Origin of the sequence: Ideonella sp., from assembly GCF_036277275.1 — a bacterium.
GTDB lineage: Bacteria > Pseudomonadota > Gammaproteobacteria > Burkholderiales > Burkholderiaceae_C > Ideonella.
Window position 1 is genome coordinate 1 of sequence record NZ_DASUNH010000142.1, and the last position, 21707, is coordinate 21707.

A 21707-nucleotide genomic window follows, 5' to 3' on the forward strand; every position below is an offset into this window, starting at 1 on the left:
CTGGCCTGGCGCCCAAGGCCGTGGTGGGTGCGTGCATGCACAAGTTGGCCATGCTGATCTACGGGGTGCTTCGCTCAGGAGTGCCGTTCGACCCGCGGATCGCCATGCCTAAGCTTGACTTCCAAGACGGTATCTGACCCCGGTTTTGCGTGCCATCGGCAATCGCCCGCAACGCCAGCATTCATGCGGGTTGCAGGCGTTCTTCAGGGCCGACTAAACAAAAGTAGGGCGATGTTGATTCCAGTCGACAGCGCGATTGTGAATATCCTGAATAGATTGAATCGCCGTCCAAGTGCCTCGGTTGGTTCCGGGATTAGCATTCTCGCGAGACCGCGCTTGTGTATCTCGTCAACGACTAGGGCAAGCATTATAACCAAAGGCAGCCAAGCAAAATATCTCTGACCAAGCAACCCTGCCAACGATGCCAATACTAGCAGAGTGTGCTGGAACCACGCTAATATGACCAGTAATTTCACCGCCATGGTTAGTTCGAGGCTGGCTTCGGCTCAGAGGGTACGTATAGATATTCAAAAGGATTGGCGATATTTTCATTCACGTCAAACGCCAACCCCCCCAACCGAGAAGCAGTGGCATTGCCGATCCTGTCGGCAACATAGTAGGTGTCCCCATACTTGACGAGAGCCTGAGACTCAACCGAGGCCAACACCGGGGCTTGGAAAAGCGCGGCACTCTGGCCAGGGACGAACTTCGCTCCAGTGGAGACAACCCACTTGCTTGGCACTTTGCCAGCCGCGAGATCCAAGGCGAGATTCCCGGCGGCGGCCGAACGAACGGCATAGGCGGAATGGATGGACCCTTCTGTAGCCATCGCGGTAACTTGTTCCAGAATGGAGTCTTGATAATAGTTCCCGGTTTCCGTTGCGGCTTTCCAGAGATTTGCTGCGTTGACCGAAAAGTCTCCCGCATTTTTTGCGAAGGTCGCGGCTCCAAATGCAGCGACAGCAACCCCGGCGGGTTTCGATAGCAACGTGGGCTCGGGCGCCCCGATTAGTCCAACACCGACCGTCGTTATTGCGCCAGAAGTGATCAAACCTGCCCCTGAACCAACCATATTGACGAGGGATCGGACGATGACGTAGGGCCTGTCGTGCTCCAAATCTTGGCTGGCTGGCGGTGTGCCTGGGTTGCCGTCCCAACTTCTTGCCTGAGGGCTATTCCCAGTTTGGGAGGCGTTGGCTGAAATTGCATCCGCCTTGGCCAGTTCTATGGAGAGCCTCGACTTGTATGAAAAACTTCCAAGTCGGATGTCTCTGGTATCCAGGCCGTCACTGAAGTCGAACCGCTCACGAGCCAGTTGCCGGTGATAAGCGTCAGCATTCGCGTTCTGCTGCTTAAGGAATGCGTTGCTTGAAGCTGCGTCTTCCGCTTCCCAAAGCCATTTCGCGCCGTCGAGGAAACGCAGCTTGGCTTCGTTGCGATTGAGTCGGGCCTTCTCGGCGCCGGTCTCGTCAGGCCAGCTCTCATAGCTAGGAGCGCTGTAGTACGCATCGTTCTCGCGATTGAACGTGTTGAGGACCGTACGGTTGTTGGCAGCCTCTTGCTCCAGCGCCGCACCTTCATACCGATTGAGCCGCGCTGTCTCTGCATCCGACTGGTTAGGCGCCTGCTGCATTCCATCCGCGATGGAGCTACCCAACGCATTGCCAAGCGAGCTGATGAACAAGCCTCCCATTCGTGCCGAAGCTGAACGAGGATCGTTCGGGTTGACTTGGCCGCTGGCCCAGCCACCGGCCATGCTCGAGGCCAGTTGGGCAACGTACTTGCTGTCGACCACCTGCGAGGCGCCCTGGCCGACCATTGAGCCGAAAGCTCCGCCCACCGCAGACGCCGCAACTTCTCGCCAGCTCCATTTGCCTTGAATGAGTTGCGACGCGGCCGAGCTTGCCGCGCCCGCCGCAGCGGCTTGGCCTGCCTGCGAAACCCAGGCAGGAATGCTAGACGCCTGGCTGGCGGCCACAGCTTCTGTCGTTCCGGCCGTGGTACCAGCGGCGGACTCCGTACCCGTCCCACCTCCCCCCACATACGACGCGACGTAGGCGGCTGCGGCAGCCGCGGCAGTGCTCTTGTAGTCGTACTTGTTCTCGCCTCGGAAGCCTGGCGGGTGCGAGAGGTAATGATCCCAAGCGTTGCGACTCAAATACCCCCCACTTGGATCCGCAAGCAGCGCGGGGTGTATCAAACCAAGTTCTGTGGTGCGTGAGCCACCGCCTCGGGCCATGTCCCAGTAGTCCAGCTTCCCGGCGGCGCCGGCACGGACGTACTGCCCCGCCATGTTGCCGGCCGCTGCGCCGGCCACGACGTTGCCGCCCGTGTAAATGCTCACCACGATGGTCACGATGACTTGAACGACGAGAGAGAACGCGCCGCAGTTGTCCTTCGCGGTCGGCGCGGGCAGCGTGGGATCCACATTGCCGATGACCTCGCCCGGGTTGTAGGGGCGGAAGGTGTTGGCGTTGTTGTGGATGTTGGTGACCTTGTTGGGCACCACCAGCACCTGGCCCTGGACGAGGATTTCCTTGCCCTGCAGGTTGTTGGCCTGCGCGAGCAGGTACCACATCGCCGAGTCGCCCCACAGGTTCAGCGCGATGGTCTGCAGCGTGTCGCCGGTGCGAACGGTGTAGGTGTCGGGCGAGCCCGCCGGGTAGGTCGCGTTGATCGGCTCGTAGTTTTGGTCGAAGTCGGCCGAGGTGACGGGCTTGAAGTTCTTGAACTTGTCGTTGTTGACCTTGCCTTCTTTGATGCTCAGCGCCAGCGACTCGGCGTACGAGATGCGTGCGTTGTCGGTCGGGTCGGTCGAGACGTCGCCCACGCGACGGCCCGCCGCGTAGTACCAGAAGTGCGAGTAGGTCTTGCCGGCCTTGGTCTCGTTGCGTTGCAGGGTCAGCCCGGTGGCGTTGCTGATGTACGAGTTGGTGCGTCCGCCGGCGGTGTCGGTGGCCGTCTTGAGGTAGCCATTGGTGTCGTAGCTCAAGTACGAGAAGCCCGGCGCCCAGTCGTCGACGTTCTTGTCTGAAGCCTTCTTCTTGATCGTGACCTGCTTGGCACTGTCCCAGTACTGGTAGGTGTAGGTGGTGGTAGTGGTCGTGCTGCCGCTGGTGGGGGTGAACACCGTATTGGCCAGCTCACCGCGACCAAGGGCGTTGGCGGTGGTGTCGCTGGTATTGGTGTAGTAGTTGTAGACGGTGGTACCGTCCTTGGTGGTCTGGCTCTCCAGCCGGTTGTCGTGGTTGTAGGCGGTGGTGGTGGTGGACTTCACGTTGGTGTCCGACCACTCGTAGTAGCTCAGCGTGCGGCCCAGCGCATCCACGCGGCGGCGGGCTCGCAAGACGCCGCCAATCTTCACGTCCTCCAGATAGCCCTCGGTCGTGTAGAAATACTCTTCCTTGGGTTTGTCGCCGGTGGCGCTGCCGTAGATGGCCGACTTGCGGCGACCTGCCAGGTCGTACTCGATCGTCACGCCGTCTGCGCCACGTTCCAGGTAGGCCGTGGTATCGCCGGTGCTGATGCCACGTTTGCCGCCATGCAACTGGCCCATCGTCAGCGTGAAGCGGTTGGCCTTGTCATAGGCGTACCACATCTCATCCTGCTTGCGCAAGCCGTTAGTCAGCGGGTCGAAGTAGGTGGCCAGTGCAGCGCGGCGGTTGCCCACAGCGTCGTACTCGTAGCGCAGGTCGTAGGACACATCGCTGATGTGGCTCATCCGGTTGAGCTCATCGTAGGCGATGGTGCTGGCCTGGAAGAAGCCGACGGGGCTGTTGTTGTCGCCGCTCAGGCGGCTGTAGCTCTCGGAGATGCGGTTGCCGGCGTTGTCGTAGCCGTACAGCGACAGCGTCTTCTCGGTCAGGTCCTTGGCTTCGCGGATGTAGCCGTTGGCGTAGTACTTGTACTGGATGTTCTGGCCCAGGCCGCGGTTGCTGGTCTGTGAGCCCAGGCGGCCGCCCCAGTCATAGTTGTAGGTGTACTTGTAGCCTGCCAGGTCCTGGTGCCAGGTGGTACGGCCGAAGTAGTCGATCGAGTCGATCAGCATGCGCCCGTCTTCCTGCGTGGTCGTGAGCTTGTAGCCGCCGACGTTCTTGCCCCCCGCACCCAGAATGCCGCCGCTGGTGCCGGCGGCGACGAACACATAGGTGTACTGGGTGACATCGAGGGTGGCGCTGACGGTCTTGACCACGCGGCCCAGGCTGTCGTAGAAGGTCTTGTCGTCCCAGCCGCGCACGTTGGTGTGCTTGATGCGCTGGCCCAGCGCGTCGTAGACGTAGGTGTCCGTCAGCGTGGACGCGACCGCATCAAGGCCGGTGAAGTTCTCGACCCGGTTGATACCCACGTGCTCGGCCTTGGTCATGTTGCCAAGTTGGTCGTAGGTGTAGTTGACGACGGCGCCCAGCTCGTCGGTGGCCTTGCGCATGTCGCCGAAGACGTCGTACTCGGTCTTCTTCATCGCGCCGTCGCCGGCCCACTGCTGGCTCAGGCGCTCGCCGGCGCCAGCAAACGCCTGCTCGCTGCGGTTGTTGTTCGCATCGGTCATCGTCGTCAGCCGGCCGGTCAGGTCGTAGCCGTACTTGGTGACGGGGTTGGCGCGAGAGCGGTAGCCGTTGGCCGCGGTGACGTGGGTTTGCGGGTCGGTCTTGGAGATCAGCAGGCCGGCGTTGTTGTACTTGAAGGTGGTGTGCACGGCGTCCATGTCCGCCGTGCCGCCGTACAGCTCGATCATCTCCTTCATGCGCTCGTACGTGCTGTCGTCGTACTCTTCGCTGATCTGGCCGAAGGCGTTGTAGCTTTGCATGTGGCGCACCTGCGCTTCCACGTTCAGCTGCTTCACGTACTGCTGCATGACCACCGGGTTGCTGGTGCTGCCGCCCAGGGTCATCACGCCGAGGGTGATGATCGGATCTCCCACCTCGTTGAGGTAGTACTGGTCCTCGGCGTCAATGGAAGACTTCATCAGCGTCAGCCGATATTCGTACTGCACCGTGCCCGTTTCGGGCGTGATCGCGCTCGCGTCCCAGACGAAGGCGCTGCAGTTCGAGCCAAGGTTCGGATCATCCTTCAGCATGGTGGCTGGGGTGATCCAGGGATCGTTGTCGTCGTCGGTGTCGGCGTCGGGAATTCGGCGTTCGAGCTTCATGAACGGCACGTTGCGACCCGGTGGGCCATACAGCGTGACGATCGTGGGTTTGCGGTCTTCCTTCGTCACCGAGCTGGTGACACCGGTCGATTGCACCGTCAGCGTTCCGCTGCCGCTGCTGAGCAGGTTGCCGCCGTCCTTGCCCTTGTACGTCAAGGCGTAGGTGAGGCTGCTCGACCCCGGACGCAGACTGGAAGCATCGAAGACGTAGACACTGCCTTCCTTGCGGATCTCGGGATCCACGCCAGAGGTATAGGTCTCGTCGACGCCGTTGCCCTTGACCGTGATTTCGAACACCGTGGTTTGCGCGGGCGGCGTGAAGCGCACTTCCGAAGGCTTGAGCAGCGCCGTTTCCATCGTGTAAGTCATGGAGCCATCGGCCTTCAACGTGAAGTTGCCGTAGCCCTTGCCCACGAGCTTGCCGGCGGCATCGACCGCTTCGTAATAGAAGCGGTGGGCCACGCCGTCATCCAGGTTGTCGGCGTTCCAGGTGAAGGTCGAGCCGCTGGTGGCCACGCGCGTGTCGACGTCCACCGCCGTCATCAATGACTCCGACACGCCCGCCGCGCCGAACTTCAACACCTTCAAGCTCGTAGCACCGGCCACCGTCAGCGGGATCTTCGGCTCGCGCGACATGCAGGTCAGGCCGCCGGGCACGGGCGTGACCTTGCCGGTACTCGACAGGTCGTAGAGGGCTGTGAAGTTGGCGTCGCCCGAGGCATAGATCACCTCGAAGCGCTTGGTCGCCATGCCCCAGGTGAACCACTGGCTCAGGTCCAGGCTGACCTGTGTGCCAACGGTCTTGCGTCGCCAGTCGCTGGCGGACAACGAAATGCTGTCCGTCGGCGTGGCCTGCGGCCGGACGGTGACATTGCCTGACAGCGTCTCGCCACTTGGCAAAACGATGATGGCCTGCGGCCGGAAGCCGGTGGTGGCCAGGTCGGTGGTGATCTTGGGATCGCTGCCCAGCTGCACCTTGCCGGCGCCTTGGCCGACGAACTGCTTGATCGACGAACGCACCCCGTACGCGAGGTAGGAGTAGTCGTAGGACACGTTCTTCCACGCGTCCACCGCCAGGCCGGTGAAGTCGGCAAGCGTGAAGGTCGCGATGATCTTGCCGTTGCCGTCCTTCGTGATCGTCTTGGTCGCCTTCACCCCGCCGAGCGTCAACTCCATCTGGAAGCTGGTCGCCGTCTCGTCGCTCAGATGACCGGTGAGGTCAAACGTCAGCGTGTCCGTGGCCGGGGTGTTGTCGGCGCCCAGCATGCCCAAGCTGCCCAGCACCGGGATGCCGTTGGCGTCGGGTGTAAACGTGCCGTGGAAGGATGAAGTCCCGGTCTTGACGATGAACTCGTAGGGCACGTTGGCCGCGAACCCGTCCAGACTGACCGACCAGCCGCTGACCGCCTCGCTCGTCCAGTTGTCGGTCGTCCCAGACTTGCGCACCCAGATCGTGCCGGTGCCCGTGCCACCCAGCTTGGCACCGTCGAAGAACACGCCCCTGGTCAGACCCTTGTATTTGGTCGAGACCCAGGCATCTGTGGGTTTGATGGCGGCCGCCGCGCTGACGGAGGTGCCGCTGACAGTCAAATTGTCTCCCTCGGCAAGGTGCCCGTTGGCAGTCATGCAGCGCAGCGAGATGGTTTGAGTGCCGCCGGCCAAACTGCTGGTATCAACGACCCAGAAGTTGGGAACGTCCGTGTTGTTGAAATCCTTCAGCTTGGTGCAGGAAAGGGCGACTTCCGATGACGTTCCCGCACCGGTCGAGGCAAACAGCGTCGTCCCCGCAGCCACGTTGGGAACGATGATCCGCGAGGGGGCGTCTGAACTCCAGATCAGGCTCCAGTCGTCTGCGTCGTAGAAACTGACCGACAATTCGCTGGCAACGACCCAGGTCCCTCCGACGTAGAACTCCACGTTGTAGCGCGTTTCTCCATGCACGTTCGTGGGGACAGAGAACGTGGCCTGTGCCGGAAAGGTGTTTGTATCGAGGACAGTGTTGGTGTCGAGGCGTCTGAGACGGTAGGTGCCGATTTGCCAACTGGATGGCATCGTGAAAAGCTTGCTGGTCGGAGGCATCCGGTCGTGAGTGGGACTGCCGTCATAGCCGCCCCAGGCACCGGAGCTGAAGCCATAGGCGCCGGTATTGACGCCCGCCGGCGGCGTTCCTGCGGCCCCATAGCTGCGCGCTCCCGTCACAGCCGGGCTCACATCGGTGGGCATGGCCGCACTGGAGCCGGTGGTGACCTGGGTGTACTGGTAGGTGTCGGCGTTGATGGTGCCGCCGGTGTAGGTGCCGCCGGCGCTGTTGCCCACGCTGACCGGGCCGTACAGATCGGCCAGTTGCTGAGAGAACGCGCCCTGGTACGACAGCTGGTCGTGCAGGAAGCTGATGTCGGGCTCGACGGTTCGCTCGAGCAAGTTGCGCTTGTTGTAGGCGCTGAAGGTGTGCAGCAGCGTGGTGTCGGTGGCCGCCGCAATCACCGAGACTGACTGAAGGCTCAGGTCCTTCGTGCCGTCGCTGTTGATCTTGCGCGTAGCGTTGCCGTTGACGTCGTACAGGAAGATGCTGGTGACGCCGCCGTCGGTGTTGCTTCTCTGGACCTTGCCCAGGGTGTTGTATTCGATGAACTCCTGCCAACCGTCGGCCAAGCCCTTCTTGCTGATCTCGCCGAAGGCGTTGTAGGCGGTCTTGCGCACCTCGCCGGTGCCCACATCGGTGGTCACCGTGTTGCGCCCGGCGGCGTCATACTGATACAGCTTGAGGTGGTTGGTGCTGACGCCGTCGGCGTTGATCACCGCCATGACAGTGCGCCGCGACATCCGCCCCATCGCGTCGAAGTCGAACAGCATCACGTTGCCATTGGCATCGGTGCGCTTGATGCGCTCGCCGTTCTTGTTGTACTCGTAGCTGGTGATGCGGTCGTCGGTTTCGACGGCGTCGTTGGTACCGCGCAGGATCTCGCGCTTGACCGCGCCCAGGCCGTTGTATTCAATCTCGCTGGTCGGGACAACGTCGTTGCCCAGATAGTCCACATAGCCCGGCGCCTGGCGCTTGATCTCGCGGCCCAGGCTGTCGTAGGTGATGTTGGTGGTGTTCCAGAAGTCACCCACATCCAGTTTGTAAAACAGGCGCTCCTTGACCTGCGTGACCAGGCCCAGGCCGTTGTAGGTGTAGGCGGTGACCGCGTCGGTGAAGTTCGTGTAGTTGTTGCCTGCCGAATCCACGTACTCGGCCACGACCGACTTGATGCGCTGCTCCTTGAGCCGGCCGGTGCGGTAGTAGCTGGACTCGGTGACGCGATCTGCCGGCACTGACACGGCCTGCAAGGTGGCCAGGCCGCCGGTCGAATCACTCCAGCCGGCCAGATCGGTTTCGAAGCTGTCCTCGTAGACCACGCCCTTTTGGACGCTGACCACCTTGGCGCGGTCATAGAGCACGAAGCTGCCATCGCGATGAAACGAACCGTCCCGATCGCCATACATGTAGATCTTCAGGTCGTCGGTCGATGTCATCGTGACCGTGGCGGTCAGTTGCTGCCAATCGCCCGTGCCGTAAGCCTTGGCGGACTTGTAGCTCTGATACACCCGCGTTTCGCCAACAAAGATCTGTCCCATCGTCTGCGGATCAGCCTTGAACCAGATGGTGAAGGTGATGGTGTCACCGGCGTTGAAGGTGCCAAGGCTTCGGCTGAGACTGGAGTTGTTGCCTTTCTTGTAGCCCACACGCACGCCATTGGTGCCGTCGACGGGACGGTTGCTCTTGTCGTCCAGCCCGGCGCGCAGCGCGGCCGGATCACGCAGGTTGGCGGCCACGCTGGTGTCGTTCTGCAGGCCGTAGGCGGGCAGCCGCGTGCCGTACTTGGTCTCCTTGGTGGCCGCCTCGAACACGTCGGTGTAATCCCAGGCGGTGGCGTAGCCGTCCTGGTCGATGCGCAGCAGCTTGCGCCCGAGCTTGTCGTAGTAGCTGTAGACCGAGTTGCCACGGCCGTCGATCTCTTGCAGCACGTTGCCGTTGGCGTCGTAGACGAGCTTTTGCAGCGTGACCGTGTCGGGTTGCGAGCCCGGCAGGTCCATCGTGATGGCGTTGCTGTTGTTGGCCTGCTCCCAGTGGATCACGGCGTCGCGTCGCGTTTCCACCAGGCGCCCGGCGGCGTCGTACAGCGAGGTCGTGACGCGGTCGTTGGCCGCATCGGCGGTCACGGTAGGCGCCGTGCCCCCCGGCGAGTCCGGCAGCGTGGTCACCACGTTGGCGCAAACGCGCTCCTTGAACACCTTGCCCGAGGGGTCGACCACCCACACGGTCAGCGTTCCGCTGGTCTGCACGCTGGCCGCCTTGTTGCCGTCGGCGTCGACCACTCGATCCGCCAGCGCGCCGGCGGGCTGCACGCTGGCCACCTTGTTGCCGGCGGCGTCGTAGTAGTTCAGCGTCCGGGCGCCCCCGCTAACGGTGTAGGTCGTGTCATTGACTTTGACCGCATTGGCGCTGACGCGCGTCTCGATGATGCGCCCCAGAACGTCGTAGATGGTCCACTCGGCCGGGATAAGCTCGACGGGCTTCTTAGGCGGCAGGGGCTGCCCATTGATCGCGTCGTACAGGTCGTACGGCTGCCCGATGCGATGGGTCTGGCGGCTGAGCTTGTCGTACAGGTACGTGGTGACGCGCTGCTCGGCCAAGCCCACGGCTTCGGTGGACTTGATGCGGTCGCCGAAGGCGTTGTACTCGTAGGTGTTGACCACCGCCGTACCGCCCACGCTCACCGGCAGCGTCTCCTGCACCTGGCGACCGAACTTGTCGTACAGGTAGGTGGCGGTGCCGCCGAGCTTGTTGGTCACGCTCTTGCTGAAGCGGTTGCCGTTGACACCGTAAATCACGGTCTCCGAGGCGCCGTCGCTCGGGTCGTTCCGCGAGCTGATGAGCCGGCCGAGCTTGTCGTACAGGTTGTACTGCAGCCGCGCATCGTAGGTGGCGTTCAGCGTGATCGTCGGGCGCGCGGTCTCGTTGGTGCCCACGGGCACCTTGGTATAGCGGCGCCACACGCTTTGGACCGCGGAGCCGAAGTTGTTGGCGTAGGCAATCTCGTTGGCGTAGCCCTCGGCGTCGACCTGCAGCGTGACGCGGTTCAGGCCGTCGAAGTAGAAGTAGCCCGCGTTGCCGCTCGGATCGACCACCTTGACCGCGTTGCCGAACGCGTCGTAGCTGGTTCGGCTGGTCTGGTCCAGCGCGTTGGTGGTGCTGATGCGCCGGCCGCCGGCGTCGTAGGTGTGGTACGAGGTGAACTTTTCCAGCAGCTCCTTTGCCTGCGTGCTATTCGGCGCTGGAGCCAGCTCCGCAAAACCCAGCCGTACTCGCTCGGCCTTGGCCCACTCAGTGTTGTCGCGGCTGAGCGCCACGCCACGTGGATCGATCTGCGCCGTCAGGTTGCCGAGGGCGTCGTACCGGTACTGGACAGTGCTGGCCAGATTGGCAATGCCGGCCGCGGTCGTCTTGCTGGTCTGGCGGCCGGCCGCGTCGATGAGGTACTCGGTGGTCGTCTTCAGCGCGGCGTCGTTGGACGCACGGGTGTGCTGGAAGACCTGGCCGGTGGCGTGGTAGCTGAAGGTCTCTTCGGTGAGGCCCGCGTCCTTGTGCCACTTCACCCGACCCGCGCCGTCGTACAGGTAGTCGTCGATGCGGTCGTTGGCCGTGTCAGGGGTCACCGCGCCGGCAAAGGGGCCGTTGCCGCTGACCGTGATCGCGTTCGCATAGCGCCGCACGCGCGTCAGCTGGCCGTCGGTGTAGACGTTGTAGCTGCCGTAGCCCTTGGTCTGGCCATCGGTGTCGACGAACACCCCGCCGATCGTGAACTTGACCCGGTTGGCCCGGTCGTAGGTCATGACCGTGATGCGGTCGTTGGCCGGATCGGCGGTCACGCCGCTGGGTTCGGCGCCCAGCGTGGTGGCCTTGGCGAACTCGGTCACCCGGATCACATTGCCGACCTTGTCGTACTCGGTGCGCGTGACGCCGCCCAGCGGATTGGACGCCCAGATGCGACGACCCATCTCGTCGTAGCGGTACAGCGTGACGCGGTCCGTCGACGCATTCGGGAGGGTGTCCTTGAACACCACTTCCGGCAATTCGCTGGCAGTGAGGATCCTGGCGTATTCGGCGCGACGCAGCACGTTGCCCAGATCGTCGTACTCCAGCCGCGTCACGCCACCCATGGCGTCCACCGTGAAGGTCAGGCGCCCGTCCTTGTCGTAGGTGTGGCGGGTGACCTGGTCATTGGCGCTCGGTGCGACCGTGCTCGGCTCGTCGCTGAGCTTGACGGTGTTGGCGTAGCGAGTACGCCGGGTCAACTGGCCCCTGTCGTCGTATTCGTTGTACGTGACCGCGCAGATGCGGTTGTTGTTCGCATCGACGCCGCACTCGGTGGCGGTGTAGGTCACCCGGCCTTCGGCGTCGTAGCAATAGCGCGTGGTGTAGCCGCCCGCGTCGACAGCGCTCACGACATTGCCGTTGGCGTCGTAGGTGTAGCTGCGCGTGAGGTTGAGCTTGCCCGTGCCGAAGTCGACCACTTCGGTCTTGCGCCGGCCCAGCTTGTCGAAGGTGTACTGGGTGACCGAGTTGTTGGGCGCCGTCACGGTCAGCACCCGGCCGGCCGCGTCGTAGGTGTACTGGGTCTTGAGCTTGAGTTCTGCCGTATCGACGGTCTGCGTGAGCGTGCGTCCGTTCAGGTCGAAGCTGTACTCGGTGTAGATGTCGTTGGCGTCCTTCACGCGCCAGGCCTGGCCCTTGCCGTCGTAGTCCCAGGTGGTCGTCAGCTTCAGGCCGGTGTCGTCCAGCGTGCGAGTGAACAACCGGTTGGCCGCGTCGTAGGTGTAGACCGTCTTGACGCCGTTGGCGTCCTTGGTGAACCGCAGCAGTCCCGCGGCGTCGTAGTCTTGCGTCTCGACCACGGTCGAACCAACCTGCGTCTGCGTCAGGTGCCCGTCCACGTCGTAGCTGTAGGTGGTGGTGACGCTGTTGCTGGCGTCGATCGAGCGGGTGACCGTCAGGGTCTGGCCGAACTCGGTGTGCACGGTCGTCACCGTCACGCCCTCGGGCGTGGTCATCTTGACGCTGCGGTTGGCCTTGTCGTAGACGTACTTGGTAAGTTGCTCGAGTTGGTCCTTGACGGTCAGCACCTGCCCGAACGCGTCGTAGGTGGAGGTGACCTGGCCGGTCTCGGCGTCGGTGGTGACCAGCACGCGGCCGAGCTTGTCGTACGCGTTGGTGCGGCTCTTGCCGTTGGCGTCGGTGACCTTCACCGCGCGGCCGAAGGCGTCGTAATCGGTGAGCGTCTTGGCGGCCACGTTGCCGGTGCCGCTGTCGGCGACGAGCTGCTTGAGCAGGCCGCGACGGTCGTAGCTGTACAGGTCGACGCGCTTGTCCAGGTTCTCGTTCACGCCGCTCTGCCACGGCACCTGCTGGTCGCTGAGCTGGCCGAAGGCGTTGTAGTGCGAGGTGGTGATCACGCCTTCGGCGTCGGTCACGCTCAGCAGCCGGCCCGCGTCGTCGTAGCCGTAGCTTACCTTGCTGTCCTTGCTGGCGTTGGCCACCACCAGCGCCCTTACGGCGCTGTTGGCGCCGTTCGCCAGGGCCACCAGGCCCGCCAAGTCGGTGGCACCGATGCGGTTGAAGTAGCGCATCGTCGCCGTGCGCTGGCCCAGCGCGTTGTACTGGTTCTCCTCGACCTCGCCCATCGCGTTGACGGTGTGGGTCACGCGGCCGTCGACATCGTAGAAGTACAGCGTCGTGTGGTCGTTGGCGTCGGTGACGCGGATCAGCCGGCCCGAGGCGTCATACGCGTAGTTCACCGCGTCGCTGGCCCACACCAGCTCCACATCCTCGCCGGCGGCGATGCGCGCGCTGCCCTTGGCCGACAGCTCGGCTGTCTTGCGGCCCGAGGCGTCCACACGCACCTGGCTGATACGTTGCGACTGCAGCGCCAGGTTGATGCCTTCGGTCGTCTGGGTCAGGCGCCCTGCCGGGTCGTAGCCATAGCTCGTCTCGGTGCCTTCGTAGTTGACCGTTTTGAGCAGTTGCCCGTCTTGCCGGTAGTACCAGTAGCTGCGCCGGTCGTTGGCGTTCAGCGCATCGGCGCCGCCCGAGCGGATGGTCTTGATCACCGTATCGAAGTCGCTGGCCCACGTGAAGGCCGAGGTGACTCGCGTCGAGTAGCGCGTCTGGTTGCGCAGCAGTCCGCGGGTGTTGTATGAATTGCGGATGATGTAGCCCTCCGCATCGATTTCGCCCTCGAGCAGGCCACGGGCGTCGTAGAAGAAGGTGGTGGTCTGGTCCTGGGCATCGGTGGCCGGCGTCAACGCCGACAGGCTGGCACCCGCGCGCAGGCCCGCTACCACCGCGGTGGCGTAGCGCAGGCTCTGCACCCGGCGCCCGGCGGCGTCGTAGGTGTACCGCGTCAGGTAGCCCTCGCCGTCGAGCGTGCCGGTGAGCAGGCCGTCGGCGTCGTAAAACAAGCGCTCGACTCGGTCGTTGGCCTTCCCGGCTACCACGGCCGCATCGTCCAGCAGCGCGGTGACCGAGTCCATCGTCGGCGAATCCACCGTGGCGATAGTCATCGAATAGCGCACACTGCGCACTTGGCGGCCCGCACCGTCGTACTCGTGCTGCGTCACCGCACCATCGTCGCCAATCTCATAGACCAGCTGCCCGGCGTCGTTGTAGACGTTCCAGCGCTGGAGGTCCGCCGCCAGCGCGGCCGGCCGCAACTGGCCGAGCGTCCAGGGCTTGCCCGTGGCGGGGTCGAACGGTGAGGCGATCGTTACTGCCGTCGCGTAGGTGCGCGTGCGTGTGACGCGCCCGGCTCGGTCGTACACCGTCTCGGTCAGCGTGCCGCTGGCATCGATGACCGCCACCTGGCGGCCGACTTCGTCGTACAGCCAGATGCTGCGCACCCCCGTCGGCGCGCCGTCGACCTTCACCTCGGCGCTCATCAGCATGTGGCCCGCGGCGTCGTAGGTGTAGGCGGTGGAGTTGTAGCCACTGCGCGCTAGGCTCAGCAGCCGCCCAGCCTTGTCGTAGGTCGAGGTCGTGACCGCGCCGCTCTTGTAGGTCACCGTCACCTGCTGGGCGCTGTCGGTATAGACCGTACTGGTCCAGACTCCGTTCGGGTCTGTCACCGTCAGCACCCGACCCAGCCCGTCATAACCGTAGGTCGTGGTGGGTGAGCCCGTCTCATCGCCGCTGCTGCCGCCGGCCTGAATGCTCTGCAGCAGCCGCCCCGCCGGGTCGTAGACGTACTGCGTCAACCGCACGTCCTTGCCGGTGCCATCGGCGTTGGTGTTCAGGTATTCCTTGAGCGTCTTCAGAAGCCCGCGTGCGTCATAGTCGAAGTCTTTGCGCACCGACAGGCCGGACAGGTCGCCGCCCAGCCCCGTGACCCAGGCGTCCAGCTGCGCTTCGGTCGGCACGGCGCCTGCCTGCAGCGCCGAGATGTCGTACCGGTTGACCGTATAGTGGATTTCGGACGTGCGCTGGCCCAGCGCGTCGTATTGGTACTTCGTCACCCGGCCATCGGCGCTGATCGCGTAGTCCAGCTGATTCGGCTTGCTGGCCGAGTAGACATAGCGGCTGGTCAGCTCGTCCTTGAAGCGATCACCGAAGCGCAGGTTGTTGACCTTGGCACCGGCGCTGTAGAAGCTGCTGTCCACGTACAGCGGCTGCGTCAGGCTGGCCTGCGTCTTGAGCAGCTCTTGCCCGTTCTTCAGGTACCGCACGTACTGGCCGTCGTACAGCACTTGCAGCATGTCCGTCTTCGCATAGGCGATGGCCGTGCCTAGCTTGTTGACGTTGGTGCCGCCTTCGCGGATCTCCAGCAGGCCGTCGTTGCGGCAGTAGAACGCCCAATCCAGGTCAGTGAACGATTTGCTCGTGTCGGGGTCGCTGTTCAGCCCCACCATGAAGTGCGCGTTGGTCTGTCCCGCCGAGAAGCTCACGCTGGCGCTGACATAGCCGATGGCGCTGCGGGTGGACGAATCCCAGCTGTTGTTCACTCCGCCTGTCTTGACCATCTCGCCACCCACCACGGTCACGCCGCTCTGGTTGACCATCGCCGGCGGGGCCAGGCTCGACACGGACTCGGTGAGCAGCCGGTTGGTCGCCGCGCTGTAGGTGCGCGTGACGGTGTTGCCCAGGTGATCGGTGACCTTGGTCTGGTTGCCGTTGGCGTCGTACGCCATCGTGACCGTCTCGCCATCACCGTTGGTGATGCTCGTGACGTTGCCGCTACCGTCGTAGGCGTAGCTTTGCACGATGCTCGCGCCGCCCACGGCCGGGCTCGTCAGGCGCATCAACTGACCTGTGCCGGTGCCGTCGACTTTGTAGTCGTACTCGTAGATCCAGTCTCTCTTGAGCGCATCCGTTATGGTGGTGCGGCCCGCGTCATACGTGTACTTGGTCTGTACTCCCAGCGCATCGGTGATCGTCTCGACCCGGTTGTCCGCCGTGTAGGTGAACGTCAGTGAGGTACCGTCGTCCTGAGTCAGCGTCTTGATACGCTGGCTGTCGCCGTCGTAGGCGTAAGTAGTCTTGTAGACAATCGCGTCGGTCAGGTTATCCGGCGTCAGGTCGACCTTGACCGTGCTCAGTCGGCCGTAACCGTCGTACTCATAGCTCACGCTGCTGCGCGTGGCCGTCCCCGCCGCATTCTTCGTGGTGATCGACAGCAGCTTCGTGCCCGCGCCGTTCTGGTCGTAGGTGTAGACCGTGAACTCGCCAGTCTGGTCTTCAACCGTGCTCAGCAGCCCCGCCGAGGTGTAGCTGTACTTGCTGAGATTGCCGTCGGCGTCGGTGAGACTCACCAAGCGCAGCGCACCGTTCTGGCCCGTGGCGGTGTACTTTTCGACCGCTCGGCTGGAGCCGTCGGTGCGCAGGTACTCGTCGGCGCTGCAGGTGATCGTGTCGTGTGCGCTGTCGCCGTCGGTGGTGACGTAGCAAGAGCGCGTAGCATCCCACATGTAAGTCGCCACCGAGCCGTCGCGCCCCGTGCGCATCAGCGAACTGCCCACGGTATTGACCGTGCCACTGAGCACCAGCTGCTGCGCGTACACCCCCAGCGCCCAGTTGTCGCCGTTGTCGTCGTTCAGTTGGCCCAGGCTGTTGTAGGTACGAATCGCCTGGTTGTCCAACCCTCGGCTGGCCAGGAAGTCATCTCGCCGCTGCACCACCAGGTTGCCGGTGGCCGCGTTGACATAAACCTGCTCGCCGCTATTGCCTTGACCCGCCGAGCCCCACAGCCCTTGCGAGCCCAAAGTGCCCAGCGAGGTGAGTTCCAGACCAAGACTGTTGCCACTGACGATTGCGACCATGTTCGTACGAATGAAGTTGCTCGGTTGACGAGCAGCCTCATGCGGGCCATGGTCGGAAATCTGGGCGGTCAGCTCAAAGCTGACGCTGTTTTGCTCCCTCCCATGGAGCTGGCACCCAGCAGGGCGCAGCTGCCACTCATGGCCAATACATCTGACGTTCGGTGCGCCGGTTTAGCAAATCCGACAAAAATCGTCGGATTTCTAGGGTGTGCACATCTGCCAGCGCGTCGCGCCGTCCTTGTTGTTCAACGCGGCCAGCTTGTCGGCGGCGGTGCCCTGGACGCGGTCGACGCGGATGCGGTGCTCGCCGCCCGGTGAGGGCAACTGCACGACGCGGGCGGTGCGGACGCCGCGCAGCTTGTCCAGCCGCGCTTGGGCGTCGGCCTGGGTGCCGAATTCGCCCAGCGCCAGACCCGGGGCCAGGTCGGGCGGGGCCTTCAGCTCGGTGAAGCTGAGGTTCAGGCGCTGCACCTCCTCGATCTTGCGCTGCAGGGTTTCGCGTTCGGGGTAGCGGCCCATATAGATGATCCAGCGGCCCGGCAGCTCGCGCCGGCTGTCGACCCAGCTGCCGGCCGGCACCCCGGCTTGCGCGAGTTCGCGCAGCGCTGCGTTGGCGGCGCTGTCGCTCAGCGGGCCCGCTTCCAGGCACAGCGACGACGTCGTTGCCGCCGCAGCGGGCCCCGGCACCCCAGCGGTGCCGTCGGTCGACGGGGTGGTGGTTGGGCCGGCCGCCGGCTCGGCGCCGGCCGGGGGCAAGCCCGCCGGCGGCAGCAGCCGGATCACTTCGGGATGGACCTGCTGTTGCAGGCGTTGCGGCTCGCGGCCCGGTTCACCCCCGGGCAGGCCCAGCGCCTGGGCGACCGGCGGGTAGTGCCAGCCCCAGAACACCAGGTTGGCCACCAGCAGCGCGGCGACCAGCAGGCGCAGCATCGGCTCGGGGTGGCCTGCTCAGGCCCGTGGCTCGGCCGCGGGGGCCGGGCGCACGCTGACTTCACCGCTGAGGATGCGGTGGACTTGGCCTTGGGCGTCGCGCACGCGCAGCGCGCCGTCGGCATCGACGCCGATCGCGTCGCCGCGCGGGCAGGCTGGGTCGGTGGTGACGACCGGGCCGTTGCGCAGCAGGTCGCGTTGGGCATAGTCGGCTTCGAAGCCGGCAAAGCCGTCGCGTTCGAAGCGCAGCAATGCGCGCGCGAGTGCTGGCATCACCGCCGCCAGCGCAGAGGCCGGCGTCAGCAGAGGGCTGATTTCACTCAGGCTGGCGGCCACCTCGGCCACATGCACCGGCTGCACGTTCAGGCCGATGCCGATCACCGCCATCCGGTGGTCACCCAGGCCGATCGCCTCGATCAGGATGCCGCCGAGTTTGCGGCCAATCCCCGGGGACGACGGGCCGCCTTCTCCCGTTTGGCGCAGCCACAGGTCGTTGGGCCACTTCAGGCCGATGTGCTGCCCGCTTGGATCCAGTGCCTCGGCCAGCGCGACGCCGACCGCCAGCGACAGGCCCGACCAGTCGGCGCGCTCGAGCGCCAGGGCGAGCGAGAAGGTCAGCGAAGCACCGGCGCTGGATTGCCAGGCGCGGCCCAGGCGCCCGCGGCCCTGCGTCTGGTCGATCGCTACCAGCAGTGTCGGTCGCAGATCGTCGGCCCGCAGCCCTCGGCCGTGGGACTCGCGTGCACCCCGCGAGGCGTCGCGCAGCCGATCGACCAGTGCGCCGTTGGTCGACGGCAGCCGGTCCACCACCTCGATCGAGACCCCGGGCAGCAGCGGATTCAGCTGTTCCCACAGCGGCTGGATGCCCCAGGTGCCGTGGTGGCCGCCATGCTCGGCGGCGGCCATTTGGCCGGGATGAGGGTGGGCGCTGGGCGTGTCCATGCTCGGTATCAGCTGCGGCGGGATGAACCCGAGGCGGCGCGCTTGGTCAACAGCAACGTGCCGCGGCAGTTGTCTGCGCCGCAGCGGCACTCGAAACGCTTCTTCAGCGCGGGCGTCAGGCGTTCGTCGATCGACAGACGGTAGTCGTAGAACAGTTCCTCGCCCGGCTCGATTGGCCGCAAGGCCTTGATGAAGACTCGGCCCTCGGTCTCATCGGCCTCGCAGTTAGGGTCGCAGGCGTGGTTGATCCAGCGCGCGGCGTTGCCGCCGTACAGTGCGTCGATGACCTGCTTGCCATCGTCGAGCTGGAAGTAGAAGGTGTGGTCGGGCTGGGTGGGATCGTGCGGGTGGCGGTCCAGCGCTTCGTCCCAACTGATGACCTCGCCGACGTACTCGATCAGCGTTTCGCCGGGCTCGATGGGTTGCAGTGCGAACACGCCCTTGCCATGCACGCCGCTGCGGCGCACCTGGATGCGGCGCCCATCCGCCTTCTTGCGGCTGGCGGCGCGTGGGGTGTTGGCAGGGCGGGCTTGCTTGACCGGCTTCATTGGGTACATTGAATCTGTGGGCGCGTGCGCACACGTGTGTACAGGCATGTACGTGCGTGCGTGCGCGAGAAGGCAAATTGTAGGCACGGGCCAAGCGGTCTCGTGCCAGACCGGCAAAGTAAATGAGCAAATCACTGATCATCGCGGAGAAACCCAGCGTCGCCCAGGACATCGTCCGGGCGCTGACGCCGGTGGCCGGCAAGTTCGAGAAGGCGGCCGATCACTTCGAGAACGAGCGCTACATCGTCACCTCGGCCGTCGGCCACCTGGTGGAGATCAAGGCGCCCGAGGAGTACGACGTCAAACGAGGCAAGTGGAGCTTTGCCCACCTGCCGGTGGTGCCGCCGCACTTCGACCTGGCGCCGATCGACAAGGCCAAGAGCCGGCTGTCGGCGGTGGTCAAGCTGGTCAAGCGCAAGGACGTGACCGAGCTGATCAACGCCTGTGACGCGGGGCGCGAAGGCGAGCTGATCTTCCGCCTGATCGTGCAGTACGCGGGGGGTGCCAAGCAGGTGATCGATAAGCCGGTGCGCCGGCTGTGGCTGCAAAGCATGACGCCGCAGGCGATCCGCGACGGCTTCGCGGCGCTGCGCAGCGACGAGCAGATGCTGGGCCTGGCCGATGCGGCGCGCAGCCGCTCCGAAGCCGACTGGCTGGTCGGCATCAACGGCACCCGGGCGATGACCGCGTTCAACTCGCGCGATGGCGGCTTCTTCCTGACGACGGTCGGCCGCGTGCAGACGCCGACCCTGTCGATCGTCGTCGAGCGCGAGGAAAAGATTCGCAAGCACATCCCCCGCGACTACTGGGAAATCAAGGCCGGCTTCGGCGCGGCGGCCGGTGACTACGAGGCCAAGTGGTTCGACCCGAAGTTCAAGAAGAACGACGACGCCGACCGCCGTGCCGACCGGCTGTGGACCGAGGCCGAGGCCAAGGCGATCGCCGACGCAGTGCGCGGCCAGCCCGGCACGGTGACCGAAGAAGCCAAGCCCAGCACCCAGGCCAGCCCGGGCCTGTATGACCTGACCACCTTGCAGCGCGAGGCCAACGGCCGCTTCGGCTACTCGGCGAAGACCACGCTGAGCCTGGCCCAGGCGTTGTACGAAAAGCACAAGGTGCTGACCTACCCGCGGACGGACTCGCGCCACCTGCCGGAGGACTACCTGGCGGTCGTCAAGGACACCTTCAAGATGATCGCCGAGGAGGACCTGCCCGGCCCGCTGCAGGCACTGGCCGAGCACGCGCGTAAAGGCATCAAGGAAGGCTATGTGAAGCCGACCAAGCGTGTGTTCGACAACGCCAAGGTGTCGGACCACTTCGCCATCATCCCGACATTGCAGCCGCCCAAGTCGCTCAGCGAGGCCGAGGCCAAGCTCTACGACATGGTGGTCAAGCGCTTCCTCGCGGTGTTCTTCCCGTCGGCCGAGTACATGGTCACGACTCGCATCACCAAGGTCAAGGAACACAGCTTCCAGACCAACGGCAAGGTGCTGGTCAACCCCGGCTGGCTGGCGGTTTACGGCAAGGAAGCGCAGGACGAGGACGCGAACCTGGTGCCGGTGCAGCCGAACGAGACGGTCAGCAACGAAGGCGTCAACATCGTCGCACTGGCCACGCGGCCGCCGGCGCGCTACACCGAAGCGACGCTGCTCTCGGCGATGGAAGGCGCCGGCAAGCTGATCGACGACGACGAGTTGCGCGAGGCGATGGCCGAGAAGGGCTTGGGCACGCCAGCGACGCGTGCGCAGGTGATCGAAGGCCTGATCCTCGAGAAGTACATGCTGCGCGAAGGCCGCGAGCTGATGCCCACGGCCAAGGCCTTCCAGCTGATGACGTTGCTGCGTGGTCTGGGCGTGGAAGACCTGACCAAGCCCGAACTGACCGGCAACTGGGAATACCAACTGGCCGAGATCGAGCACGGCCGCCTGTCACGCGATGCGTTCATGAAGGACATCGCGAAGATGGCCGAACGCATCGTCAAGAAGGCCAAGGAATACGACCGCGACACGATCCCCGGCGACTACGCGACGCTGAAGGCGCCGTGCCCGAACTGCGGCGGCGTCGTCAAGGAAAACTACCGCCGCTTCACCTGTGAGGCCTGCGACTTCAGCATCACCAAGATCCCCGGCAGCCGCAGCTTCGAGCTGGCCGAGGTCGAGCGTTTCCTGGTCGACAAGAAGATCGGCCCGTTGGAAGGCTTCCGCTCCAAGGCGGGGTGGCCGTTCACCGCCGAGCTGAAGCTGGTCTTCGACGACGAGATCAAGAACTGGAAATTGGAGTTCGACTTCGGCGAAGACGACAAGGCCAAGGACGATGGCGAGCCGGTGGATTTCTCCGACCAGCAAAGCCTGGGGCCGTGCCCCAAGTGCCAGGGTCATGTCTACGAGCACGGCAGCAACTACGTCTGCGAGCACTCGGTGGGCGCGCACGTGACCTGCGACTTCAAGACCGGCAAGATCATCCTGACCCAGCCGGTCTCGCACGAACAGGTCCACAAGCTGTTGACGACCGGCAAGACCGACCTGCTGGAGAACTTCGTCTCCAACAAGACCAAGCGCAAGTTCAAGGCTTTCCTGGCCTACGACAAGAAGGAAGGCAAGGTCAGCTTCGAGTTCGAGCCGCGGGCGGCCAAGGTGCCGGCCAAGAAGGCAGCGGCGAAGAAGGCGGCGGCCTGACGGGCGCGCAGTTCTCCACGCCCTTGCGCGGATGCGAGCCGTGGACCGGCCCATTGCCCTGCCGTTGATCTTTACAATTTGAAGCTTGCCTTAGAACAGCGGCGGCCCCGGTCC

At 64.4% G+C, this 21707-nt stretch carries 5 protein-coding genes; 1 reads left to right on the forward strand and 4 read right to left on the reverse strand.

From position 1 onward, the window contains the following. Positions 1–484 precede the first annotated feature (484 nt). From VFY73_RS24975 to VFY73_RS24990, 4 genes are all read right to left on the reverse strand, one after another. A complete protein-coding gene (locus VFY73_RS24975; protein ID WP_329723968.1) occupies positions 485–16498 on the reverse strand; it encodes a LysM peptidoglycan-binding domain-containing protein in 16014 nt (5337 codons plus the stop codon). A gap of 201 nt (positions 16499–16699) precedes the next feature. Next, positions 16700–17428: an SPOR domain-containing protein gene (locus VFY73_RS24980; RefSeq protein ID WP_329723970.1), complete on the reverse strand. Its 729-nt coding sequence runs from the start codon at positions 17426–17428 to the stop codon at positions 16700–16702. An 18-nt stretch (positions 17429–17446) separates the two neighbouring features. Next, entirely contained in the window at positions 17447–18370 is a 924-nt protein-coding gene (locus tag VFY73_RS24985) for a biotin--[acetyl-CoA-carboxylase] ligase (RefSeq protein ID WP_329723972.1), read from the reverse strand. Positions 18371–18378: 8 nt separating this feature from the next. Beyond that, the gene (locus VFY73_RS24990; protein ID WP_329723974.1) at positions 18379–18918 is read right to left on the reverse strand and encodes an SET domain-containing protein; all 540 of its coding nucleotides are present in this window, start codon (positions 18916–18918) and stop codon (positions 18379–18381) included. A 122-nt stretch (positions 18919–19040) separates the two neighbouring features. On the opposite strand from VFY73_RS24990, the gene VFY73_RS24995 reads away from it, so the two are divergent. After that, complete coding sequence (locus VFY73_RS24995) at positions 19041–21593, forward strand: DNA topoisomerase III (RefSeq protein WP_329723976.1); 2553 nt, start codon at positions 19041–19043, stop codon at positions 21591–21593. Positions 21594–21707: the final 114 nt, after the last annotated feature.